Here is a 19,213-nt window from a genome sequence, read left to right as displayed (position 1 = left end):
CACCGCCAGGAAACTGGCAAAATGGAAACCATGACTTCAGCCGTTTCCCCTGCCATTGCACTGACCATCGCCGGCTCGGAAGCGACCGGCGGCGCCGGTGCGCAAGCCGACCTCAAGACCTTCCAGGAACTGGGAGTCTTCGGCATCGTCAACCTCACCTGCATCGTTTCGTTCGATCCCAAGGACCAGTGGAACCACCGCTTTGTGCCGGTGGACCAGCAGGTCATCGCGGACCAACTGGAAGCCACGACGGCGGCCTATGGCGCCGCTTCCGGCGCACCTTCGGTTCTGGACACCGTGAAGATCGGGATGCTCGGGAGCCCCGCGACGATCAGCACGGTTGAGAAGGCGCTGTCCGACGGCTCCTTTGCCAACGTCGTGCTGGACCCGGTTCTGATCTGCAAGGGCCAAGAGCCGGGCCACGCACTGGATACCGACCAGGCGCTGAAATCCCAGATCCTTCCCCTCGCCACGTTCGTCACGCCGAACCACTTCGAAGCCGAGTCCCTGTCCGGGCTCGCCATCACGGACGAAGAATCCCTCAAGGCCGCCGCCATCCGCATCCACGAGCTCAGCGGCGCAGCAGTCCTGGCCAAGGGCGGGGTGCGGCTGGAAGGTGCTGACGCCGTCGACGTTTTCTACGACGGCGAGACCCTGGAAGTCCTCCGTGCGCCAAAGGTAGGCGAGGTTGCCGTGTCCGGTGCCGGTTGCTCGCTTGCTGCAGCCGTGACTGCCGAACTGGCCAAGGGTGCGTCGCCGCTGGAGGCAGCACGCACGGCCAAGGCGTTCGTCACTGCGGGTATCCGGAACCGCGTAGCGTCGGGGGCGCCGTTCGATGCGCTGTGGCAGGGTGGGGCGCGCTGAGCTAGCGCGAAACCTTGCCCATCAACGAAGCAATGGGGCGCAGGAACAGCGGCCGGGCCAGGAACCACGCCGCGGCCGTAAACACGATCGACGCTGCGAAGATACCGAAGCCCCACCAGCTGACGTCGTTGTTCGAGGCGTACATGTGGTTCAGGTTGTTCAGCGCGCCCGTTGCCAGGACCAGCGTCACGTGGACGATCACGAACGCCACGAAGTAGATCATCACGGGGAAGTGGATCTTGCGGGCGAGCTCGATCGGGTAGACCTTGTTGACCGCAGCCTTCTTGGGCCACGCACCTGACATGCGCAGACCGGTGATGATGGCCAGCGGGGAGGCAATGAAGACCGTGATGAAGTAGGTCAGCAGCTGCAACGAGTTGTAGTTGTTCCAGCCGTTTTCCACAGGCCAGTTCAGCGACGCGTACTGCAGTCCTGCCGAGACGGCGTTCGGGAACACGTCCCAGCTGGTGGGCACGATGCGCAGCCATTGGCCGGTCGCGAAGAGCAGCACGATGAAGATGATGCCGTTGAGCACCCACAACGCATCCAGCGTCAGGTGGAACCACAGGTCCAGGCTGATCTTGGACGGCGGGTTCTTGGTCTTGATGAAGCCTTTGTTGTTACGGGTCCAGTACGCCGGTGGACGAGTGGTGGTCCGCACCTGCCACCCTGAGCGGATGATCAGGACCAGGAAGAACATGTTGAGGAAATGCTGCCAGCCGAGCCACGCCGGGAAGCCGGTGGGGGTGCCCTCGGGGATGGCGGAGTGTCCAGGGTAGTCCACCAGGAACTGCTTGACGGGATCCAGGGTGCGCAGCCAGATGGCGACGAGCACCAGGATCAGTGCGACGACCAGAGCCCCTGCGGTAACGACGACGGGTTTGAACCACCTGTTCGACGTGATCCCGGACGACTTGCTTGAAACGGACATTTGGCCGCGTTCCTCTCTGGCTTGTTGGCGTGCGACCAGTTGGCGCTCTCTCATAGCGATTCAACCAGTTGCTGCCCGACGGTGAAAACGGCACCCGGGTTTTGGGGCGTTCGGCGTCAAAAATCGCAGCATTTGGTGACATACTGCAATACATATTTCTAGAACAGACTTCCAGAATTATTTCCTGTAGCTTGGGGCTGGGTCAAGGATTCTGTGGCATTGCCGGGAGGTTCCAGTGGGCCACGTTCCAGAATTCAGCCCAACGACACACCGACGCTGCACCAAGGGGACCGATGGTTCGTAAAACGTCCGACGCCGCCGTCCATTCCGGTTCCTGGCAATGGTCGCGCACTGCCGGAACGCGGCGGAACCTCCTTGATGCCGCTGCTGCGGTCTTCTCCGAGCAGGGCTTCACTGACGCCGGCATCTCGGACATTGTTGCGCGCTCCGGCTCCAGCGTTGGCAGCCTGTATCACCACTTCGGCGGCAAGACTGAGCTCTTCCTGGCTTTGTGGGACGACTACCGGAATGAACACGAGCGGCTCGTCGCTGCTGCAGTGGCCAAGGCCCGGAGGTCCGGCGAAAGCGACCCCCTCGCGCTGTTCAACGTCGGCAGCCGCAGTTATTTCGACTACACCTGGGAACACCGGGCGTTGGAACGCGTCTTCATCGAGGGCGACACTCCCCCGGGCTTCGAGGTCCTTCGACGCGAACGCGGCCGCGAATGGGTGCGGCAAAACTCGGTCCTCCTCGGAACCAGCGAGGACACCTTGGGACGGCTTACCGTCGCGGTGATCACGGACATCATCACCGTTGCGGGCCAGGAGGTCGCCTTGAGTGCCACCAAACGGGAAGCGGACGACGTCGTCAACGCTGCGGCGATCCTGGTAGCGCGGCTGGCTGGTTAGTAGGCCTGCACCAAGGTCGCGGGAAACCGCCGAAGGCCCCCGGAAACTTTCAGCGTCACCGCGCGGTTGCCGCGAACTCGCCCGTGCCCCAGTCTCCGAGCTGCCCTCACCGTGGATCCGCAACCCACCCTGTGAACAACGGCAACCCCGTCTCCGAGTGAACGATCTGATAGTGGAACGGGTGATCCAGGATGATTTCGCGCTCGGAAGCCGTGCCAGCAGAATCCGTTGCGTTGATCTGGGTGACCGCAGCCGCCACCGTCCCCTTTTCGGCGACCTTGATGTTTGCAGCCTGGGCCGCTTGGGTGAGCCTCATCCCGCCCTGGATGGCGTCGAAATCGCTCTCCGTCGCCAGCATCTCCTTGAGCCCCAGGGATGCAAACACCCTCCGCAGGTCGAAGGTGGTCTTGTGGTCCCACTTCGGGAGCGCGATGGTGACCACGTCCGATGGAGCCTCAGCCAACGATTTCTCAACACCGGCAAGCACCTCCGCCGAAACCGCAGCCGGAGAATCCGAACCCGGCGTACCGGCGTCGGGCAGTACCAGGCGCATCACGAAACCTTCAGCGTACGGCAGGTCCACGGCCTTCCAGCCAGCAGCCTCTGCGTACTTCATGCTGACCGTTTCACCCATGGTGGGCACGTTCACCACCTCGCCGCCGGCCTTGGTGAAGGGCCGGTCATAGGTGTCGTTCGCGCTGAACGGGGTTTGCCACGCGGCCGCGAAGTACAGCGCATTGACCAGGCTGAACGTGTTCTTGGGGTCATATCCGGCGGGAGCCTCCTTGATCCGCCCGCCGGTGTTGTCGCTGACCCAGCGGTCAATTGCAGGCTTCGTCGCAGCCTCGTCCTGAAACGACACCGGGTACACGCCCGTTCCGTAGTGCCGTCCGAGGGTCGCCAGGAAATCCTGCCCGGTGGGAGTCGAGCGCTCCACGAACAGCCCGTTCGCAGCGTGCATCACAGGCTTCCGCGGAGGGTTGCCCTCGTCAACCGAGCCGGGATCGCCGTCGTACTTTTCCAGCGAGGTGAGCAGCGCGTTCATGGCCTCGTCGCGGCCCTCGGCAGGCAGGCCGAGAACCGCGTCCATCTCCGCCGCCGTCGCCCCCGAGGTCCCCGCCCGCAGCATGCCCAGCGCGATGAGCAAGCTGGCCGGCGAGACCACCACATTGCCGTTCGTTGCGTCGCCTCCATCGGTCAGGAGCGCGTCCCCGAGCTTCCGCGCGGAAACGTTCAGGGCCTCCAGTTGCGCGTCGTAGTCCCCCGCTTGCACCGAAAGCCGGCTCACGCCGTCGGCCTTCAACAGCACGACGGCGGGTGGCTGGGGCGCGCAGGCAGCCAGGGCTACCAGCGCGCCCACCAAAGATACTGAAGCAAACCTCAGCAAGGTCCGGGCCATGACACTTCCCCCCTGTGAAACGGTGATGGCTTCATGGTGCCCCGGAAGCAGTCCAAATTCACGCGAAGTGAGAGAGCGATGCCCGAATGTTGCCGGAAGGTGATAGAGGGATCGCGAAAAGAGGCCGGAAGGTGATAGAGCGTTGGATTCCTGGGGTGGGCTCAGCGCCCCGAGTGGGCCTCGAGGAAGGAGTACACCTCGGTCTCGTCCACACCGGGGAACGCACCCGGCGGCATGGCCGCCAGCAGGTGCGAGTGGGCGCGGGCCGAGGGCCAGGCATTGCCGGCCCACTCGTTCGCCAGGGCCGCCGGCGGCCGCTTGCAGCAGTTCGGATCCGGGCAGGTGGAGGTTGCGCGGGCAGTCGTCTCGCGTCCCCGGAACCATTTCACGTGCTGGTACGGCACCCCGATGCTGAGCGAGAACTCGCCCGCTGCGGATCGCTCCGTGCGGGCCGTGCACCAGTACGTACCGGAGGGAGTATCCGTGTACTGGCTGTAGGCGCTGAACTTGTCCGGGACGTCGAACACGGCCCGGGAGGTCCACGCTTTGCACGACGGTTGCCCCTCGATGGCGCCGGTGTGGTCCTGGGGGAAGGCGACGCCGTCGTTCTCGTAGGCCTTGTAGATGATGCCGGACTGATGGGTCTTCTGGAAGTGAGTGGTAATGCCCAGATGCTGCGTCGCGAGGTTGGTGAAGCGGTGGGCGGCTGTTTCATAGGACACGGCAAACGCATCCCGGATGTCTTCCACGGCGATTTCCTTGGCCGTCTTGGCTTTCTGAAGGAAGTCCACGGTTGCCTGCTCGGGCAACAGGAGCGCGGCCGCGAAGTAGTTGGTGGCCACCCGCTGCGCCAGGAAATCACCGTAGTTACGTGGCGTTCCGTGACCCAGGACGTAGTGCCCCAGAGCCTGCAGCAGCACCGAACGGGGGTCGTGGTCCTGCCGCTGGTTCTGCGTGAGGTAAATTCTGCGGTTCTTCAAATCCGTCACAGACCGGGTGGAGTGCGGCAAATCGCCCACGTGGTGCAGCGAGAAACCGAGGTTCTCGGCGATGTCCGCGATGACGTGCTGGCTCAGCGGACCCGACGTGTAGCCCACCCCTTTGAGGACCTTCTGCGCCTCAGCCTCGTACTCGGGGAAATAGTTACCGCGCTCGCGCATCATGGCACGCAACTCGCCGTTCGCGCGGCGGGCTTCTTCCGGCGTCGCGACTTGCTCGTTAAGTTTGCGTTCGAGCTCCTGCAGCAGCCCCACTTGCGACTCCAGTACGTCGAGTGGAAGCCGCGAGCTGATGCGGATTTTGGGCAGGTTCAGCGACTCGTAGAGCGGCCCGCGCTGGTACCGTTCCAGCTCGATTTCGAGCGCCGCGCGACGACTCGGCGGCTCTGCTCCGAGCAGCTGGTCGATACTCACGTTGAGCGAGGCCGCGAGCTGTTGGAGCAGGCCCAGTTTGGGTTCGCGTTTGCCGTTTTCGATCAGGCTTAGCTGGCTGGGTGCGGTCCCGACGGCGGCGCTCAAGTCATCGAGCGTCAGGCCGGCTTGCTTGCGCAAATGGCGCACGCGGCGGCCAAGGCTGATCACGTCCAGTTCGGGGTTTACGGGGGACGACGACGGCGGCGCGACGTCGCGGCTCCAACTCACAGGCGACATTTCTTGAGAATACGCGAAGAACTGCATTTCTTTCCATGGTTTTCCTCTAGAAAGCCTCTTGAAACTGCAGAAAAGTAGTTCTCACGAAAAAGAAATACAGACCCCGGTAGCCGGCCGACGTTGCAACGACGCAGCCGAGGCCGGCCCGGGAACCACCAAGGAGACATGCAATGACCGCATCGTTTGAACCAGAGTTGACCGCAGAAGAGCAGGCCGCAGCGCTGGAACTTGAATGGTCCGCCAACCCGCGCTGGGAGGGCGTCACCCGCGATTACTCGGCTGCCGACGTCGTTCGCCTCCGTGGTCGCGTCTCCGAAGAGCACACCCTGGCCCGCAGTGGTTCGGAGAAGCTCTGGAAGCAGCTCACCGAGGAAGCACCCACCGGCGGCTACACCAACGCCCTCGGTGCACTGACCGGCAACCAGGCCGTGCAGCAGGTCAAGGCTGGCCTCCGTGCCATCTACCTCTCCGGTTGGCAGGTTGCCGCCGACGCCAACCTGTCGGGCCACACCTACCCGGACCAGTCGCTGTACCCGGCCAACTCGGTCCCGCAGGTTGTCCGCCGCATCAACAACGCGTTGCTCCGCGCCGACCAGATCGAGTACGCCGAGGGCATCAAGTCCGTTGAGGACTGGCTGGTTCCGATTGTTGCCGACGCCGAAGCCGGTTTCGGTGGCCCGCTGAACGCCTACGAACTCATGAAATCCATGATCACCGCCGGCGCCTCGGGCGTGCACTGGGAAGACCAGCTCGCCTCGGAGAAGAAGTGCGGCCACCTCGGCGGCAAGGTCCTGATCCCCACCCAGCAGCACATCCGGACCCTCAACGCAGCCCGTCTGGCAGCCGACGTCGCCGGTACCCCCACCGTCGTCATTGCCCGCACCGACGCCGAAGCCGCAACGCTGATCACCTCGGACGTTGACGAGCGCGACCAGGAATTCATCACCGGCGAACGCACTGCTGAAGGCTTCTACAAGGTCCGCAACGGCATTGAACCCTGCATCGCCCGCGCCAAGGCCTACGCCCCCTACTCGGACCTGATCTGGATGGAAACGGGCACCCCGGACCTGGAACTGGCCCGCAAGTTCGCCGAATCGGTCAAGGCCGAGTTCCCGGACCAGATGCTTTCGTACAACTGCTCGCCGTCGTTCAACTGGCGCAAGCACCTGGACGACGCCACCATCGCCAAGTTCCAGCGCGAACTCGGTGCCATGGGCTTCACATTCCAGTTCATCACCCTGGCCGGCTTCCACGCCCTGAACTACTCGATGTTCGACCTCGCCCACGGCTACGCCCGCGAAGGCATGAGCGCCTACGTCGAACTCCAGGAGAAGGAATTCGCCTCCGAGTCCCGCGGCTACACCGCCACCAAGCACCAACGCGAAGTCGGCACCGGCTACTTCGACGACATCGCCACAGCGCTCAACCCGAACGCTTCCACCCTCGCACTGGTCGGATCGACCGAAGAGGGCCAGTTCCACTAACCACCACCCGCCCAAAGGTGAGCTGTTCGCTTCGCTCACCAAAGGCACGACGGCGGCACTCGCCCCAGTGGCGGAGCGTTCGGAACTGTCGGGTCGGGTGATCCGGAAGCGTGCGTAAAAGGGGCCCTGTCCCGGACGCCGGCCGAGCCCCGCGAGGCCACGCGGCCGGGATGGGGAATAGCACGCGGAGGATTTCCCATTCCGGCCCCAACCCACCCAGGCAAGTGCCGCCGTCGAACATTTTCTTAGGAGTCTCGAAATGAACAGCTTCACCGACAACTTCACTATTAATGGCATCACGTTGACCGCGCAGCCCCTTTCGCGGCAGAACGAGGTCCTCACTCCCGACGCCCTTGAGTTCGTCGGCAAGCTGCACCGGGCCGTTGCCGATCGCCGGCAGGAGCTGATGCAGGCGCGGCATACTCGGCGCAACGCGATCTCGAGTGGTCAGGACCCGCGGTTCCTGCCGCAGACCGAGGGCATCCGCAACGATCCGTCGTGGCGGGTGGCTCCCCCGGCTCCGGGCCTGGAGGACCGTCGCGTGGAGATCACGGGACCGGTGGACAAGAAGATGACCATCAACGCCCTGAACTCCGGCGCGAAGGTGTGGCTCGCGGACATGGAGGATTCCTCCACTCCGACGTGGCGTAACGTCATCCAAGGCCAGCTGAACCTCACCGATGCCCTGGAGCGCCGGATCGACTTCACCTCCCCCGAGGGCAAGGAGTACAAGCTCAGGCCCGCCGAGGAACTGCCCACCATCGTGGTCCGTCCCCGCGGCTGGCACCTGCCGGAGAAGCACCTGCTGATCGACGGCAAGCCGATCGCCGGCGGCATCGTGGACTTCGGGCTCTACTTCTTCCACAACGCCCGGCGCCTGCTGGCCCAGGGCAAGGGTCCCTACTTCTACCTGCCCAAGATCGAGAACCACCTCGAAGCACGCCTCTGGAACGACATCTTCATCCTGGCCCAGGACCTGCTCGGCATCCCGCAGGGCACCATCCGCGCCACGGTGCTGATCGAAACCATCACGGCCGCCTTCGAAATGGAAGAGATCCTCTACGAACTGCGCGACCACGCGTCCGGATTGAACGCCGGCCGCTGGGACTACATCTTCTCCCTGATCAAGAACTTCCGCATCCGTGGCCCACGCTTCGTCCTCCCGGACCGCGGCCAGGTGACCATGACCCAGCCGTTCATGCGGGCTTACACCGAACAGCTGGTCCGGGCCTGCCACCGCCGCGGGGCCATGGCCATCGGAGGCATGGCAGCAGCAGTGCCCAACCGCAAGGACGAGGCAGCCAACACGGCATCCTTCGAGAAGGTCCGCGCCGACAAGACCCGCGAAGCCAACGACGGTTTCGACGGTTCCTGGGTGGCCCACCCGGACCTGGTGCCCGTGGCCCGCGAAGTCTTCGACGCAGTACTGGGCGACAAGCCGAACCAGCTCACCAAAACCCGCGAGGACGTCACCCCGGACGACCGCGCCCTGATCGACCTTTCCACCACCGAGGGAACCATCACAGAGTCCGGCATCCGCCTGAACATCGAGGTAGGCATCCGCTACATCGAGTCCTGGCTCCGGGGCAACGGGGCCGTGGCCATCCACAATCTCATGGAAGACGCCGCCACCGCGGAGATCTCCCGCTCCCAGCTCTGGCAGTGGATCCACGCCCACGCCATCACCGAGCACGGCGACATCATCTCCCGTGAATGGGTCCAGGACATGCTGGACGAGGAATTCGCCCGGCTGGAACGCTTCGACGGAGACCGCTTCGCAGACGCCCGCAGCATCTTCGAAGAAGTCACCCTCACCGAAGAATTCCCCACCTTCCTGACCATCCCGGCCTACGCCCGCTTCCTCACCGAAGCCAAGGAAGAAGCCACGCAAGAAGAATTGGTCGCCGCCTAGCGAACGGCCATACCGAAGCCCCGACGCTGGGCTGCCTGCACTCTTCGCAACAAGTGACCCCGATGGTCGGGGAGGCAGCCCAGCACCGGGGCTTTTCCGCACCCAAGTAAGTCGCAGTTAAGCGCGTTTAGAGCCGTCTAAACGCGCTTAACTGCGACCCAGTTGGGTACGCACGACGGCGGGGCTCGCCTTGTGTGGGCGGCTCACCTTGCGGGCGGCTCACCTTGCGGGCGGCTCAGGATTGGCGGGAGACCCAGCGCACGGACAGCGTGGTGCAGATACAGAACGTGAGCACCGAGCCCAGGATCACCAGCAAGGGAACGGTCCAGCCGCCGGACACGCTGTGGACGTAGCCAACAATCGTCGGAGCCAAGGCAGCAAAGCAGTAGCCCACCCCCTGGACGACGGCGGACATCTTTCCCGCCGCTGCCTGGGAATGGGCGAACTTGATGACGGCGATGAAGATGACCGTGATGCCGCCGCCCTGGGCAATCCCACCCAGCGAGGACCACAGCCACCACAGGCCGGGCGCGAACAACAAGCCAACGGGAACGGTCAACCACAGCACGCTCAAGGTGACCGCCACCGTCGTCGTACTCGAGAAGCGGGCCAGCAGTGGCACGCCCAAGCCGCCGACAATCGCGAAGATCTGGAACAGCGACGATCCCGCACCTGCTTCGGCGGTGCCCATGGCGAGCTCGTCGGAAAGGAAGCTCGGCAGCCAGGCTGTGACGCCGTAGTAGGAGAACGCCTGGCCCGCAAAGCCCAGCGTGAGCCCGGCAACGAGCCAGCCAACTCCGCGCGTCGGACCGGAAGCAGACGCAGCCACGGGCGGTACCGGCGAAGGAACCAGGGCCCGTCGCACGCCAACGGTAGGCAGCCAGAAAACGATCGCCGCCAAGGCCAGCAACGCACTCGCCGCGAGGGAGAGCCGCCAGCCTACGAGGTCGGCGAGCGGCGCAGTCACCACGGATGTCAGGAACGAGCCGATATTTAACGCAGCCGTGTACACGCCCATCGCGGTGGCTTGCCGGCGCGGAGCGAAGTCTCTGCGGATGATCAACGGCACCGCAATGTTGCCGATCGTGATGGCCACGCCGATGAGCACCGTGCCCACCATGACAGGAACGCCGCCACCGCTGGAACGGATCACCACGCCTGCCAGGACGCCCAGCAGGGTGAGCATGATGGCGAATTCCGCCCCGAAGCGGCGCCCGGCCATGGACGCGAGCGGCGACGCCAGGGAGAAACAGAGCACCGGAATGCCGGTCAGCAGGCCGAGCTCAACGGGAGAGAACCCGAGATCCTGCCGCAGGGAATCCACCACGGGAGCAACGGCGACGAACGGCCCACGCATGTTGAGGGCAATGAGGCCTATGCAAGCGAGGATCAGCCAACCGCGCGGGACTTTGGCAAGGAACTGACTCACGGAACGGGCCGAACGGTGACGGGCCGGGACATGACAGGAAGCGTTTTCATCACTTTCATTGCTATCACGCTTGCAGCCACCAAGGCGCCGGAAGTCGTTCCTAACCGGTGGCTTGGAGCGTGGCTTCGATCACGGCGGGCGACAGCACGTGCTGGGTGACCATTTGGCTTGCGCCGAGGATGGCCGCCCGGTCGCCTGCCATGGAGATGCCGATCCGCAAGTGCGTGGTGGCCAATGGCAGCGAGCGGCGGTAAACCACCTCGCGGATACCGGCCACCAGGTGCTCGCCGGCCTCCCCCACGCTGCCGCCAATGACGATCATGGAGGGGTTAAGCAGGTTGACCACGGTGGCCAGGACATCGCCGACGTCCCTGCCGGCCTGGCGGAGCGCCTGGATCGCCTGCAGGTTTCCCTCCGCCACGAGTCGCAGCACATCAGCGCCGGAAACGGCTTCCAGCCCTTGGGCCGCCAACTGTCGTGCGACGGCGGGACCTGAGGCAAGCGCTTCGAGGCACCCGTGGTTGCCACACCGGCAGAGGACATCGTCGCCCCGCGGCACGCGGACGTGGCCGAGGTCGCCGGCCGTACCGTTGGCGCCGCGCTGCAGGTCACCGCTGCTGATGATGCCCGCGCCGATGCCGGTGGCCACTTTGATGAACAGGAAGTTCTCGTGCTCGGGCCAATAGGCGGTGCGTTCGCCGAGCGCCATGATGTTCACGTCGTTGTCTACCAACACCGGAACGGGCAGTGAGCGCTGAACGTAAGGAACGACGTCGAAGCCGTCCCAACCGGGCATGATCGGCGGCTTGACCGGGCGTCCGGTGTCGTGTTCCACGGGACCTGGCAGGCCGATGCCCATGCCTGCGAGGTCGCCGACGTCGCGTCCGGCTTCGGTCAGCAGTTCCTTGCCCGCCGCGATGACCCTGCCGAGGACAACTTCCGGCCCGTCGGCGACTTCCTGCTTGAGGCGCCGTTCGGCGAGGACTTTTCCGCCGAGGTCCGTGACGGCGACGATCACGTGGGTGGCTCCGACGTCGACTGCGAGCACTACGCGCGCGGCCGGGTTGAAGGCAAAGCGCGACGGCGGCCTGCCGCCGCTGGAGCTTGCCTCACCGGCGGGTCCAACGAGTCCGGAGCTGATGAGCGCGTCAATGCGCGAGGCGACGGTGGAACGTGCGAGGCCCGTAGTCAGCGCGAGTTCGGCGCGGGTCCTGGCCTGTCCGTCGCGGAGTAGTTGGAAGAGATCTCCAGCACGCGAAAGACTGCCGGCGTCCTGCGCCGAGGCGTCTTTACCAGCGTCATTTCCGGGTGCTGAGGTCATGGAAACAGTGAAGCACGGATGGTTATGCGTGTCACGCACCAAAAGATTGTCGGGAATATTTCAACTTTTGCTTGACGCTCGGCAAAAGTCCCCATAGGTTGTGAGCAGCACCACATCACAACTAACGATGTCCGGTATCGCCGGCGTCGATCTACCGTTCTGATTCTGCTTACGAAGAGGTAACTGAACTTGTCCAGCCACACAGACGCTGCCCGAACACTCGGAGTCGGCATCCTCGGCGCCGGCCCCGTCACCCAGGCAATCCACCTGCCCTCCCTCGCCCGCCTCGGCGATCTCCTGACCGTCCGCCACATCATGGACGTGGACCCCGCAGTTGCGGAATCCGTTGCCGCCCGGGTGGGCGCTACCCACAGCACCAGCATCGACGCCCTCCTGGGCGACCCCGCAGTAGACATCGTTGCCATCTGCAGCCCGCACCAGTTCCACGCGGAGCAGGTCATCGCGGCATGCCGTGCCGGCAAGAAGGCCGTGCTGTGCGAGAAGCCGTTCGCCTGGAACGCCGAGGAGGCAGCGCAGATCTCGGCCGTCAGCGAAGAAACCGGCGTGCCGATCATCGTCGGCGCCATGCACACCTTCGATCCCGGCTGGTTGGCCGCGGAAGCCAACTGGGGTGACCTTCCCGAAACTGCGCATACCATCCGCTCCTCGATCGTTCTCCCGCCGAATGCCCGCTTCGAGGACTTCGCCACGGAGATCATCACCCGTCCTGCCGGTGGAACCCCGGACTACAAGGACGTCGAGGTCATCAAGGGCATGCTCCGGGGCGGCATCATGGGCCTGGCCATCCACGACCTCCCGCTGGTCCGCCGCTTCACCCCCGACTTCGCCGAGGTCGAGGTCCTCCAAGCACGGCATGTCCGCCCGTTCGGTTACGTCATCTCCCTGCGCACACCAACCCGGACCATCGAGTTGCGCGCAGCCATGAACAACACCTGGAAGCCGGAGTGGAGCTTTGAGGCTTTCTCCGACGAGGAGGCTGTCCGCATCGATTTCACCCCGTCCTACGTGCAGGCAGGGTCCGCAGTGACCACGTTCAGTCGCCGCGACGAGACAACAGTCCACGGCCCGTTCGACCACAACGGCTACGAAGGCGAATGGCGCGAACTGGCAGCCATCGCTACGGGAACCAAGCAACCGCCGTCGGCCCAAACCTTGATCGATGACCTCACGTTCGCCTTGGACATCGCCGAAGCCACGGTTGCCGCCGTGGACGCGGACCACCGTGCCCAGCAGGCCGTCCGCGAAGGAGCCCACGCATGAGCAAGCACTACTCGGTCCATACCACTCCGGAGGCACAGGAAGCCGGGGCAGTGGCCTTGGCCGTAGCCTCCCTGCCGGAAACGTTTGCCCCCGCCTCCACCACGGCCGATGTCCACGTCATCAACGGCCGCCCCGGCTGGACGGACCAGGCTATCGAAGCAATCGACGCCGGCGCCCGCGGCATCATCATCGTCAATCCGGTGACCGAAAGCGTCGAAGATCTCCAGGACGCAGCGGAAGCCAACGGCACCGCGATCGTCCTGGACCAGCGCTGGGCCTCCAGCCCCGCCGCGGCCGGAGCCGAGGATGCCGTCCGCACCATGGCCGGCCGCGCCGCCGTCCTTGACAGCGTCGCCACCGCCCCGGCGGGCAGTGACGCAGGTGGGCTGCTCGCGGACCATCTTGCCGCCGTCGTGCGTTTGACCGGGCCGCTGGAGAACCTCCGGCTCGTCAACCGGGGGACGCACGGTTACACCGTGTCCGCGCAGCTCGCCAACGGGGCGCCCGCGGCGCTGCAAGGCATCGTCTCCAGCGCCCGTCCCGCAGGCGTCCACCTCAGCCTGTTGACCGACGACGGCGGCGCCAGCGTTGCGCTTCCGGAACCGTTGGCAGCGTGGCCGGCAACGGTCAAAGTCACCGGACCGCAGGGCGAACTGCTCCTGCCGACGCTTTACGAATCCGCCCACCGCGCCACGTGGCGCCGGCTCAAGGACCACCTCGACACCGGCACTGCTCCCACCGATCTGCATCGCTTCGCGGCGCTGACGGAATCCTTGTCCACCCTCTCCTAGTTCGCAACCCTTTTCACAAGAAGCAGTACCAGTCATTCACAGCATTTGCCCTTCTCAACGTTGAGCTGGCCCGGCCACCAGGAAAGTGGACCGGTCCCGAAAGGAATCATCATGAATGTTCAGCCCGCAGCCAACAAAGCCTTTTCCCGCCGCGGTTTCCTCGGCCTGACGGCGGCAGCCGCGTCGGTTCCGCTCCTGGCCGCCTGTGGTGGCGGCTCGGCCTCGCAGGGCGGAGGCGGTGCCGGCGGCAGCATCAAGTTCTGGGACATGCCGTGGGCCACGCCGGCTTACAACGACGCCGCCAAGAAGATTGCCGAAGGTTTCTCCGGGGCCAACAGCAAGGCCACGTACCAGATCATCCAGTGGAACAACTTCTACCAGACGTTCTCCTCGGCCATCGCTTCCAAGACCGGCCCGGCCGTTTCCACCGGTGGTGGCTTCCAGGCGTTCCAGTTCGAGGAGCAGGGACAGATCGCCTACGCGGACAAGGTCATCGACAAGCTGAAGTCCAACGGCATGTTCGACGACTTCCTGCCCGGTGTGGTGGAACCCTTCAAGACGTCCAAGGGCTACGTCGCCGTCCCGTGGCAGCTGGACATCCGTCCGCTCTGGTACCGCAAGTCACTCTTCGACAAGGCCGGCGTCGCGGTCCCGACTGACTGGGCTTCCCTGCTCGAGGCGGGCAAGAAGATGAAGTCTCTCGGCGCCGTCGGCTTCGCCACCGGTTCCGGTGCGGGCAACAACATCGGCAACCACTTGATGATCATGATGATGATCAACAACGGCGGCGGCGTGTTCACCAAGGACGGCCAGCTGGACGTCATGAATGACCGCAACGTTGAAGCCATCGAGTTCATGCTCGAACTCGTTTCCAACGGCGTCATCGACCCAGCAGCCGTCAGCTACACCTCGGACAACCTGAATGCCCAGTGGAAAGACGGCAAGGCGGCCTACGGCATGCTGACCCTCGGTGTTCCCGAGCGCGTGGGCGATACCTCCGGCGACCTCGTCGTAGCAAGCCCCATCGCCGGCCCGCACGGGGACAAGGCCGCGCTGATCTTCCCGAACAACATCATGATGTACACCAACACCCCGTCCCAGGAGGCCTCGGAAGAGTTCGTGGTCTACTACCTGGGCAAGCTCAAGGAACTGTGGCAGCAGAAGCTCATGAACGCCCTGCCCGTGTTCAAGTCCATCACCGAACTCCCCGAATTCACGGCCGACGCCAACAACGTCAAGATCGTCAAGGAATACGTCCCGATCGCCAAGACTTTCGCTTCGCAGGGCACCACGCTCAGCGCCGACCTCGCAGCCCTGGACGGCGGCCAGGCACTGAACCAGTTCACCCAGACCGTCCTCACCGGCAAGACCGACGCCAAGTCCGCGCTGACGGCCTTTGAAACGGGCCTCAAGTCCGTCCTGAAGAAGTAGGCGCCCGCACCATGTCCTCCACTACAGCGCAGTCCGGCCTGGCCCGGGCCCGCAAGGGGCTTGCCCCCGGCGGGCCCGGGGGCGGGTCCCTGAACCTGAACCGGAAGAGCAAGCTCTCCGCACAGGCCTCCAGGACGTTCTTCTGGCTCCTGCTCCCCTCGGTGATCCTGCTGGTCCTGATCCACGGCTACCCGCTGTTCCAGGCAGGCGTCCAGGCCACCCACGACGGCAACCTGATCCAGACCGGCGACTTCGTCGGAATCCAGAACTTCCAGCAGGTCCTGTCCTCCCCGGCGTTCTGGAAGGCCGCCCAGTTCACGCTCCTGTTCACCATTGTTGGAGTGTTCGGGTCCTGGGCCGTGGGCCTTGGCCTGGCATTGCTGCTCCGCACCAAGATCCCCGCCGGCGGCACCTTCAAAGTGCTGCTGCTCCTGCCCTGGGTGGTCCCGATCGTGGTGTCCTCCACCGCCTGGAACTGGCTGGTTGCCACCCCGGACAGCCTGATCCCCTCGATTTTCCGTGGCCTCGGCCTGGGCACCCCGCTGTTCCTGGCCGACCCCACCCTCGCAGCGGTCACGGTGATGATCTTCAAGGTCTGGGTTTCCTTCCCCTTCATGATGATGATGACTTCAGCGGCCCTGGCCTCGGTGGATGACACCGTCTACGAAGCAGCGAGCATGGACGGCGCCTCCCGCTTCCAGCAATTCACCCAGATCACCCTCCCGCTGATCGCCCGCTCCACTTACATTTCCTGGATCTTGATGACGATCTTCTGCGTCAACGATTTCCCCACCATCTACCTGCTCACCGGCGGCGGCCCTGTTGACGCCACCACCTCCCTGGTGGTCCTGGCCTACCGCACCGTCTTCCAGGACTTCGCCACCGGCCCCGGCGTCGCTATCGCCTTCCTCATGACCATCACCCTGGTAGTCGTCTCGGTCATCCTGTACCGCCAGATCCGAAAGTCGAGCGTCGAATAATGAGCGCAGTACTCCACGCCCACCCCGAGTCCGGCCCCGCCCTGGGCATCGCGGAACCAGGCAAAGCCCGCCGCGTCCTGTCCGAAGCCGGCATGCGCGGACGCTGGTGGCGGTTTGCCCTGATCCTGGTCATCACCGCGATCGTCCTGGTGCCGATCATGGTCACCATCATCCTGGCCCTCACCCCGGCCCCGAACAGCACCGCCACCGGCCTCACCCTCGAGAACATCACCGGGGTCTTCTCCAAGACCCTCGCCGGGATCTGGCTCCAAAACAGCCTCATCACCACCCTGGCCACCGTCGTGGTCTCCGTCGCCGTCGCTGCACCGGCTGGGTACGTGCTCTCCCGCGGCCGCTCCAAGGCAGTCTCCGGCTACTCGCTGCTGCTGTTCGTCATGCAGTCCCTGCCCATCATCACCTCGGTGGTGCCGCTGTTCATCCTCTTCGCCGCTATGGGCCTGGTGGACAACCTCATGGGCCTGACCATCATCTACGTCGGCTCCACCATGACCGTGGCCACCTGGATGATGGCCGCCTACTTCGACTCCATCCCGATCAGCCTCGAAGAAGCCTCCTGGATCGACGGGTGCTCCGTTTTCGGTTCCTTCACCAAAGTGGTGTTGCGCAACTCGCTCCCGGGCATCCTGTCCACGGCGATCTTCGCCTTCCTGCTGGCCTGGAACGACTACCTGGTAGCGATCGTGTTCCTGCGCTCCAACGAAATCTTCACCCTCCCCATGGGTGTCCAGTCCTTCTTCCAGCAAAACCTCACCGACTGGTCCGGAGTCATGGCCCTCGCCGTGATCATGATGCTCCCGCCGATCATCGTCTTTGCCGCCCTGAACAAATACTTCAGCGTCGGCGGAATCGGCGGATCCCTCGCCGGACGCTAGGTCCCTCCCGCTCACTGCACCCGAAGCGTAACGTCAAGAAAAACCCACTCCCTGTAAAGGAATCCCATGTCTTACTCACTCCAGCTGTACACCCTCCGCAACGCGATCGCCGAGGACCTGCCTGGAACCATCAAGAAGGTCGCCGAGATCGGTTTCACGCAGGTTGAGCCGTACAACTTCGTGGCCACGGCTTCCGAGCTCGGCACGGCGTTGAAGGAGAACGGACTCACGGCCCCTTCCGGCCACGCGCCGCTGCTGTCCCAGGACCAGGATGAGATCTTCGCTGCAGCCAAGGAACTGGGCATCAGCACGGTGATCGATCCCTATCTCCCGGCCGAGCACTGGCAGAACGTCGAGGACATCCAGGCCACCGCGGCCAAGCTCAATGCAGCCGCGAAGAAGGGCGCCGAATACGGCATCCGGGTGGGCTACCACAACCACGCCTGGGAGCTCGAGTCCACCATCGAGGGCACCACGGCGCTGGAGTACTTCGAATCCCTCCTGGACCCGGAACTGGTCCTGGAAGTGGACACCTACTGGGCAGCCGTGGGCGGTCAGGATCCCGTGGAATTGCTGGCCCGCCTGGGTGACCGCGTGAAGTTCATCCACATCAAGGACGGCCCGGCCACCACGGACATCAAGGCCCAGCAACCCGCCGGCCAAGGCACCATCCCGGTCCTGGACGTCATCGCCGCAGCCAAGTCCTTGGAAGTGGGAGTCGTGGAATTCGATGACTACTCCGGCGACATTTTCCAGGGCATCACCGAATCCCTGAACTACCTCAACACGGCAAAGGAAGGTGCCCAGGCATGAGCTTCGCACCGTCCACTCGCAAGGGCCCCGTTGGCGTCGCCGTCATCGGCGCGGGCAACATCTCCAAGCAATACCTGGACAACCTCACCACGTTCCCGGACCTGAAAGTCCACGTGATCGCGGACCTCTTCGTCGAGGCCGCCGAGGCCCGGGCCAAGGAATACGGGATTGCCGAGTTCGGTGCCCCCGAGCTGGCACTGAACCATCCCGACGTCGAAATCATCGTGAACCTGACCATCCCGGCCGCGCATGTTGAGGTGGCCACGGCCGCAGTGAACGCGGGCAAGCACGTCTGGACCGAGAAGCCGTTCTCGCTGGACCGCGAATCCGGGCTCGGCCTGCTCAAGGCCGCCGACGCCGCGGGCATCCGCCTGGGCACCGCCCCGGATACGTTCCTGGGCGCCGGCCTGCAGACCGCCCGCCGGATCATCGAACGCGGGGACATCGGCACCCCACTGACGGGCATGACCACCTTCCAGACCCCCGGCCCGGAATCCTGGCACCCGAACCCGTCGTTCCTGTTCGCCCAGGGCGCGGGCCCGCTGTTCGACATGGGCCCGTACTACCTCACGGCCCTGATCCAGACCTTCGGCTCGGTCCGGAAGGTGGCCGCCGTCGGCTCCGCCGCGAAGAAGACCCGAATCGTTGGTTCCGGTCCCAAGGCAGGCGAGGAATTCGCCGTCGAGGTCCCAACCCATGTCTCCGCGATGGCGCAGTTCGAAGGCGGGCAGTCCAGCCACAGCGTGTTCTCCTTCGAGTCCCCGCGCCTGCGGATGGGCTTCGTGGAAATCACCGGCTCCGAAGCGACCCTGTCGCTGCCTGACCCGAACTACTTCGACGGCGACCTCAAGCTCTGGCGTCCCGGCGCGGACGAACCGGAGATCATCCCCGCAACCGGTCCGGCCCAGGGCCGCGGCCTCGGTGTGCTGGACATGGCCCGTGCCCTGCGTTCCGGTTCAGCGCACCGCGCCACGGGCGATCTGGCCTACCACGTGCTGGACACCATGGTCTCGATCTCCGAGTCCGTCGAGTCCGGCTCGTTCGTGGACGTCACCAGCAACGCACCCGCTTCGGCAGCCGTCCCTGAGGACTGGGCACCGGAAACCGCTACCCTCTAAATCCGCAGC

At 64.6% G+C, this 19,213-nt stretch carries 16 protein-coding genes; 11 read left to right on the top strand and 5 right to left on the bottom strand.

From position 1 onward, the window contains the following. Positions 1 to 21: 21 nt before the first annotated feature. Positions 22 to 864, top strand: a complete 843-nt coding sequence (locus ACIQTZ_RS14840; protein ID WP_402981912.1) for a hydroxymethylpyrimidine/phosphomethylpyrimidine kinase — start codon at positions 22 to 24, stop codon at positions 862 to 864. A 1-nt stretch (position 865) separates the two neighbouring features. On the opposite strand, the gene ACIQTZ_RS14835 is transcribed toward ACIQTZ_RS14840, so the two are convergent. After that, the gene (locus ACIQTZ_RS14835) at positions 866 to 1,795 is read right to left on the bottom strand and encodes a cytochrome b/b6 domain-containing protein (protein ID WP_402981910.1); all 930 of its coding nucleotides are present in this window, start codon (positions 1,793 to 1,795) and stop codon (positions 866 to 868) included. 293 nt (positions 1,796 to 2,088) lie between these two features. Between ACIQTZ_RS14835 and ACIQTZ_RS14830 the strand changes: the two genes are divergently transcribed. Further along, positions 2,089 to 2,703: a TetR/AcrR family transcriptional regulator gene (locus ACIQTZ_RS14830; RefSeq protein ID WP_402981908.1), complete on the top strand. Its 615-nt coding sequence runs from the start codon at positions 2,089 to 2,091 to the stop codon at positions 2,701 to 2,703. A gap of 106 nt (positions 2,704 to 2,809) precedes the next feature. Here the strand turns inward: ACIQTZ_RS14830 and ACIQTZ_RS14825 are convergent, their stop codons facing one another. Next, positions 2,810 to 4,102 carry a serpin family protein gene (locus ACIQTZ_RS14825; RefSeq protein WP_402981906.1) on the bottom strand — a complete coding sequence of 431 codons (1,293 nt, stop codon included), beginning with the start codon at positions 4,100 to 4,102 and terminating at the stop codon, positions 2,810 to 2,812. 161 nt (positions 4,103 to 4,263) lie between these two features. After that, entirely contained in the window at positions 4,264 to 5,778 is a 1,515-nt protein-coding gene (locus ACIQTZ_RS14820) for a helix-turn-helix domain-containing protein (protein WP_402981904.1), read from the bottom strand. 143 nt (positions 5,779 to 5,921) lie between these two features. Between ACIQTZ_RS14820 and aceA the strand changes: the two genes are divergently transcribed. Together aceA and aceB are read left to right on the top strand one after the other, a co-directional pair. Then, on the top strand, positions 5,922 to 7,235 hold the full coding sequence (aceA, locus tag ACIQTZ_RS14815) for an isocitrate lyase (protein ID WP_402981902.1): 1,314 nt from the start codon (positions 5,922 to 5,924) through the stop codon (positions 7,233 to 7,235). Positions 7,236 to 7,494: 259 nt separating this feature from the next. Next, positions 7,495 to 9,147, top strand: a complete 1,653-nt coding sequence (aceB, locus tag ACIQTZ_RS14810) for a malate synthase A (protein ID WP_402981900.1) — start codon at positions 7,495 to 7,497, stop codon at positions 9,145 to 9,147. Positions 9,148 to 9,382: 235 nt separating this feature from the next. On the opposite strand, the gene ACIQTZ_RS14805 is transcribed toward aceB, so the two are convergent. Together ACIQTZ_RS14805 and ACIQTZ_RS14800 are read right to left on the bottom strand one after the other, a co-directional pair. Continuing rightward, a complete protein-coding gene (locus ACIQTZ_RS14805) occupies positions 9,383 to 10,576 on the bottom strand; it encodes a CynX/NimT family MFS transporter (RefSeq protein WP_402981899.1) in 1,194 nt (397 codons plus the stop codon). A 100-nt stretch (positions 10,577 to 10,676) separates the two neighbouring features. After that, positions 10,677 to 11,897, bottom strand: coding sequence for an ROK family transcriptional regulator (locus ACIQTZ_RS14800; protein WP_402946420.1), 1,221 nt, complete (start codon positions 11,895 to 11,897; stop codon positions 10,677 to 10,679). Positions 11,898 to 12,086: 189 nt separating this feature from the next. On the opposite strand from ACIQTZ_RS14800, the gene ACIQTZ_RS14795 reads away from it, so the two are divergent. From ACIQTZ_RS14795 to ACIQTZ_RS14765, 7 genes are all read left to right on the top strand, one after another. Then, positions 12,087 to 13,178, top strand: a complete 1,092-nt coding sequence (locus ACIQTZ_RS14795; protein ID WP_402981898.1) for a Gfo/Idh/MocA family protein — start codon at positions 12,087 to 12,089, stop codon at positions 13,176 to 13,178. Then, a complete protein-coding gene (locus ACIQTZ_RS14790; RefSeq protein WP_402981896.1) occupies positions 13,175 to 13,969 on the top strand; it encodes a hypothetical protein in 795 nt (264 codons plus the stop codon). Before ACIQTZ_RS14795 ends, ACIQTZ_RS14790 begins: the two co-directional genes overlap by 4 nt. 111 nt (positions 13,970 to 14,080) lie before the next feature. Further along, a complete protein-coding gene (locus ACIQTZ_RS14785) occupies positions 14,081 to 15,400 on the top strand; it encodes an ABC transporter substrate-binding protein (protein WP_397323715.1) in 1,320 nt (439 codons plus the stop codon). Between the two features lie 11 nt (positions 15,401 to 15,411). Beyond that, positions 15,412 to 16,380 carry a carbohydrate ABC transporter permease gene (locus ACIQTZ_RS14780; protein ID WP_400336165.1) on the top strand — a complete coding sequence of 323 codons (969 nt, stop codon included), beginning with the start codon at positions 15,412 to 15,414 and terminating at the stop codon, positions 16,378 to 16,380. Next, on the top strand, positions 16,380 to 17,273 hold the full coding sequence (locus ACIQTZ_RS14775) for a carbohydrate ABC transporter permease (RefSeq protein ID WP_397323712.1): 894 nt from the start codon (positions 16,380 to 16,382) through the stop codon (positions 17,271 to 17,273). Before ACIQTZ_RS14780 ends, ACIQTZ_RS14775 begins: the two co-directional genes overlap by 1 nt. A gap of 66 nt (positions 17,274 to 17,339) precedes the next feature. Then, positions 17,340 to 18,086, top strand: a complete 747-nt coding sequence (locus ACIQTZ_RS14770; protein WP_402981894.1) for a sugar phosphate isomerase/epimerase family protein — start codon at positions 17,340 to 17,342, stop codon at positions 18,084 to 18,086. After that, a complete protein-coding gene (locus ACIQTZ_RS14765) occupies positions 18,083 to 19,204 on the top strand; it encodes a Gfo/Idh/MocA family protein (protein ID WP_402981892.1) in 1,122 nt (373 codons plus the stop codon). The genes ACIQTZ_RS14770 and ACIQTZ_RS14765 overlap by 4 nt, the downstream gene beginning before the upstream one ends. The last annotated feature ends 9 nt before the right edge of the window (positions 19,205 to 19,213 follow it).

It is taken from the genome of Paenarthrobacter sp. NPDC090520 (genome assembly GCF_044769205.1).
Classification (GTDB): domain Bacteria; phylum Actinomycetota; class Actinomycetes; order Actinomycetales; family Micrococcaceae; genus Arthrobacter.
Note: the sequence above shows the minus strand (reverse complement) of the source record. Positions and strands in the feature narration are given on the sequence as shown.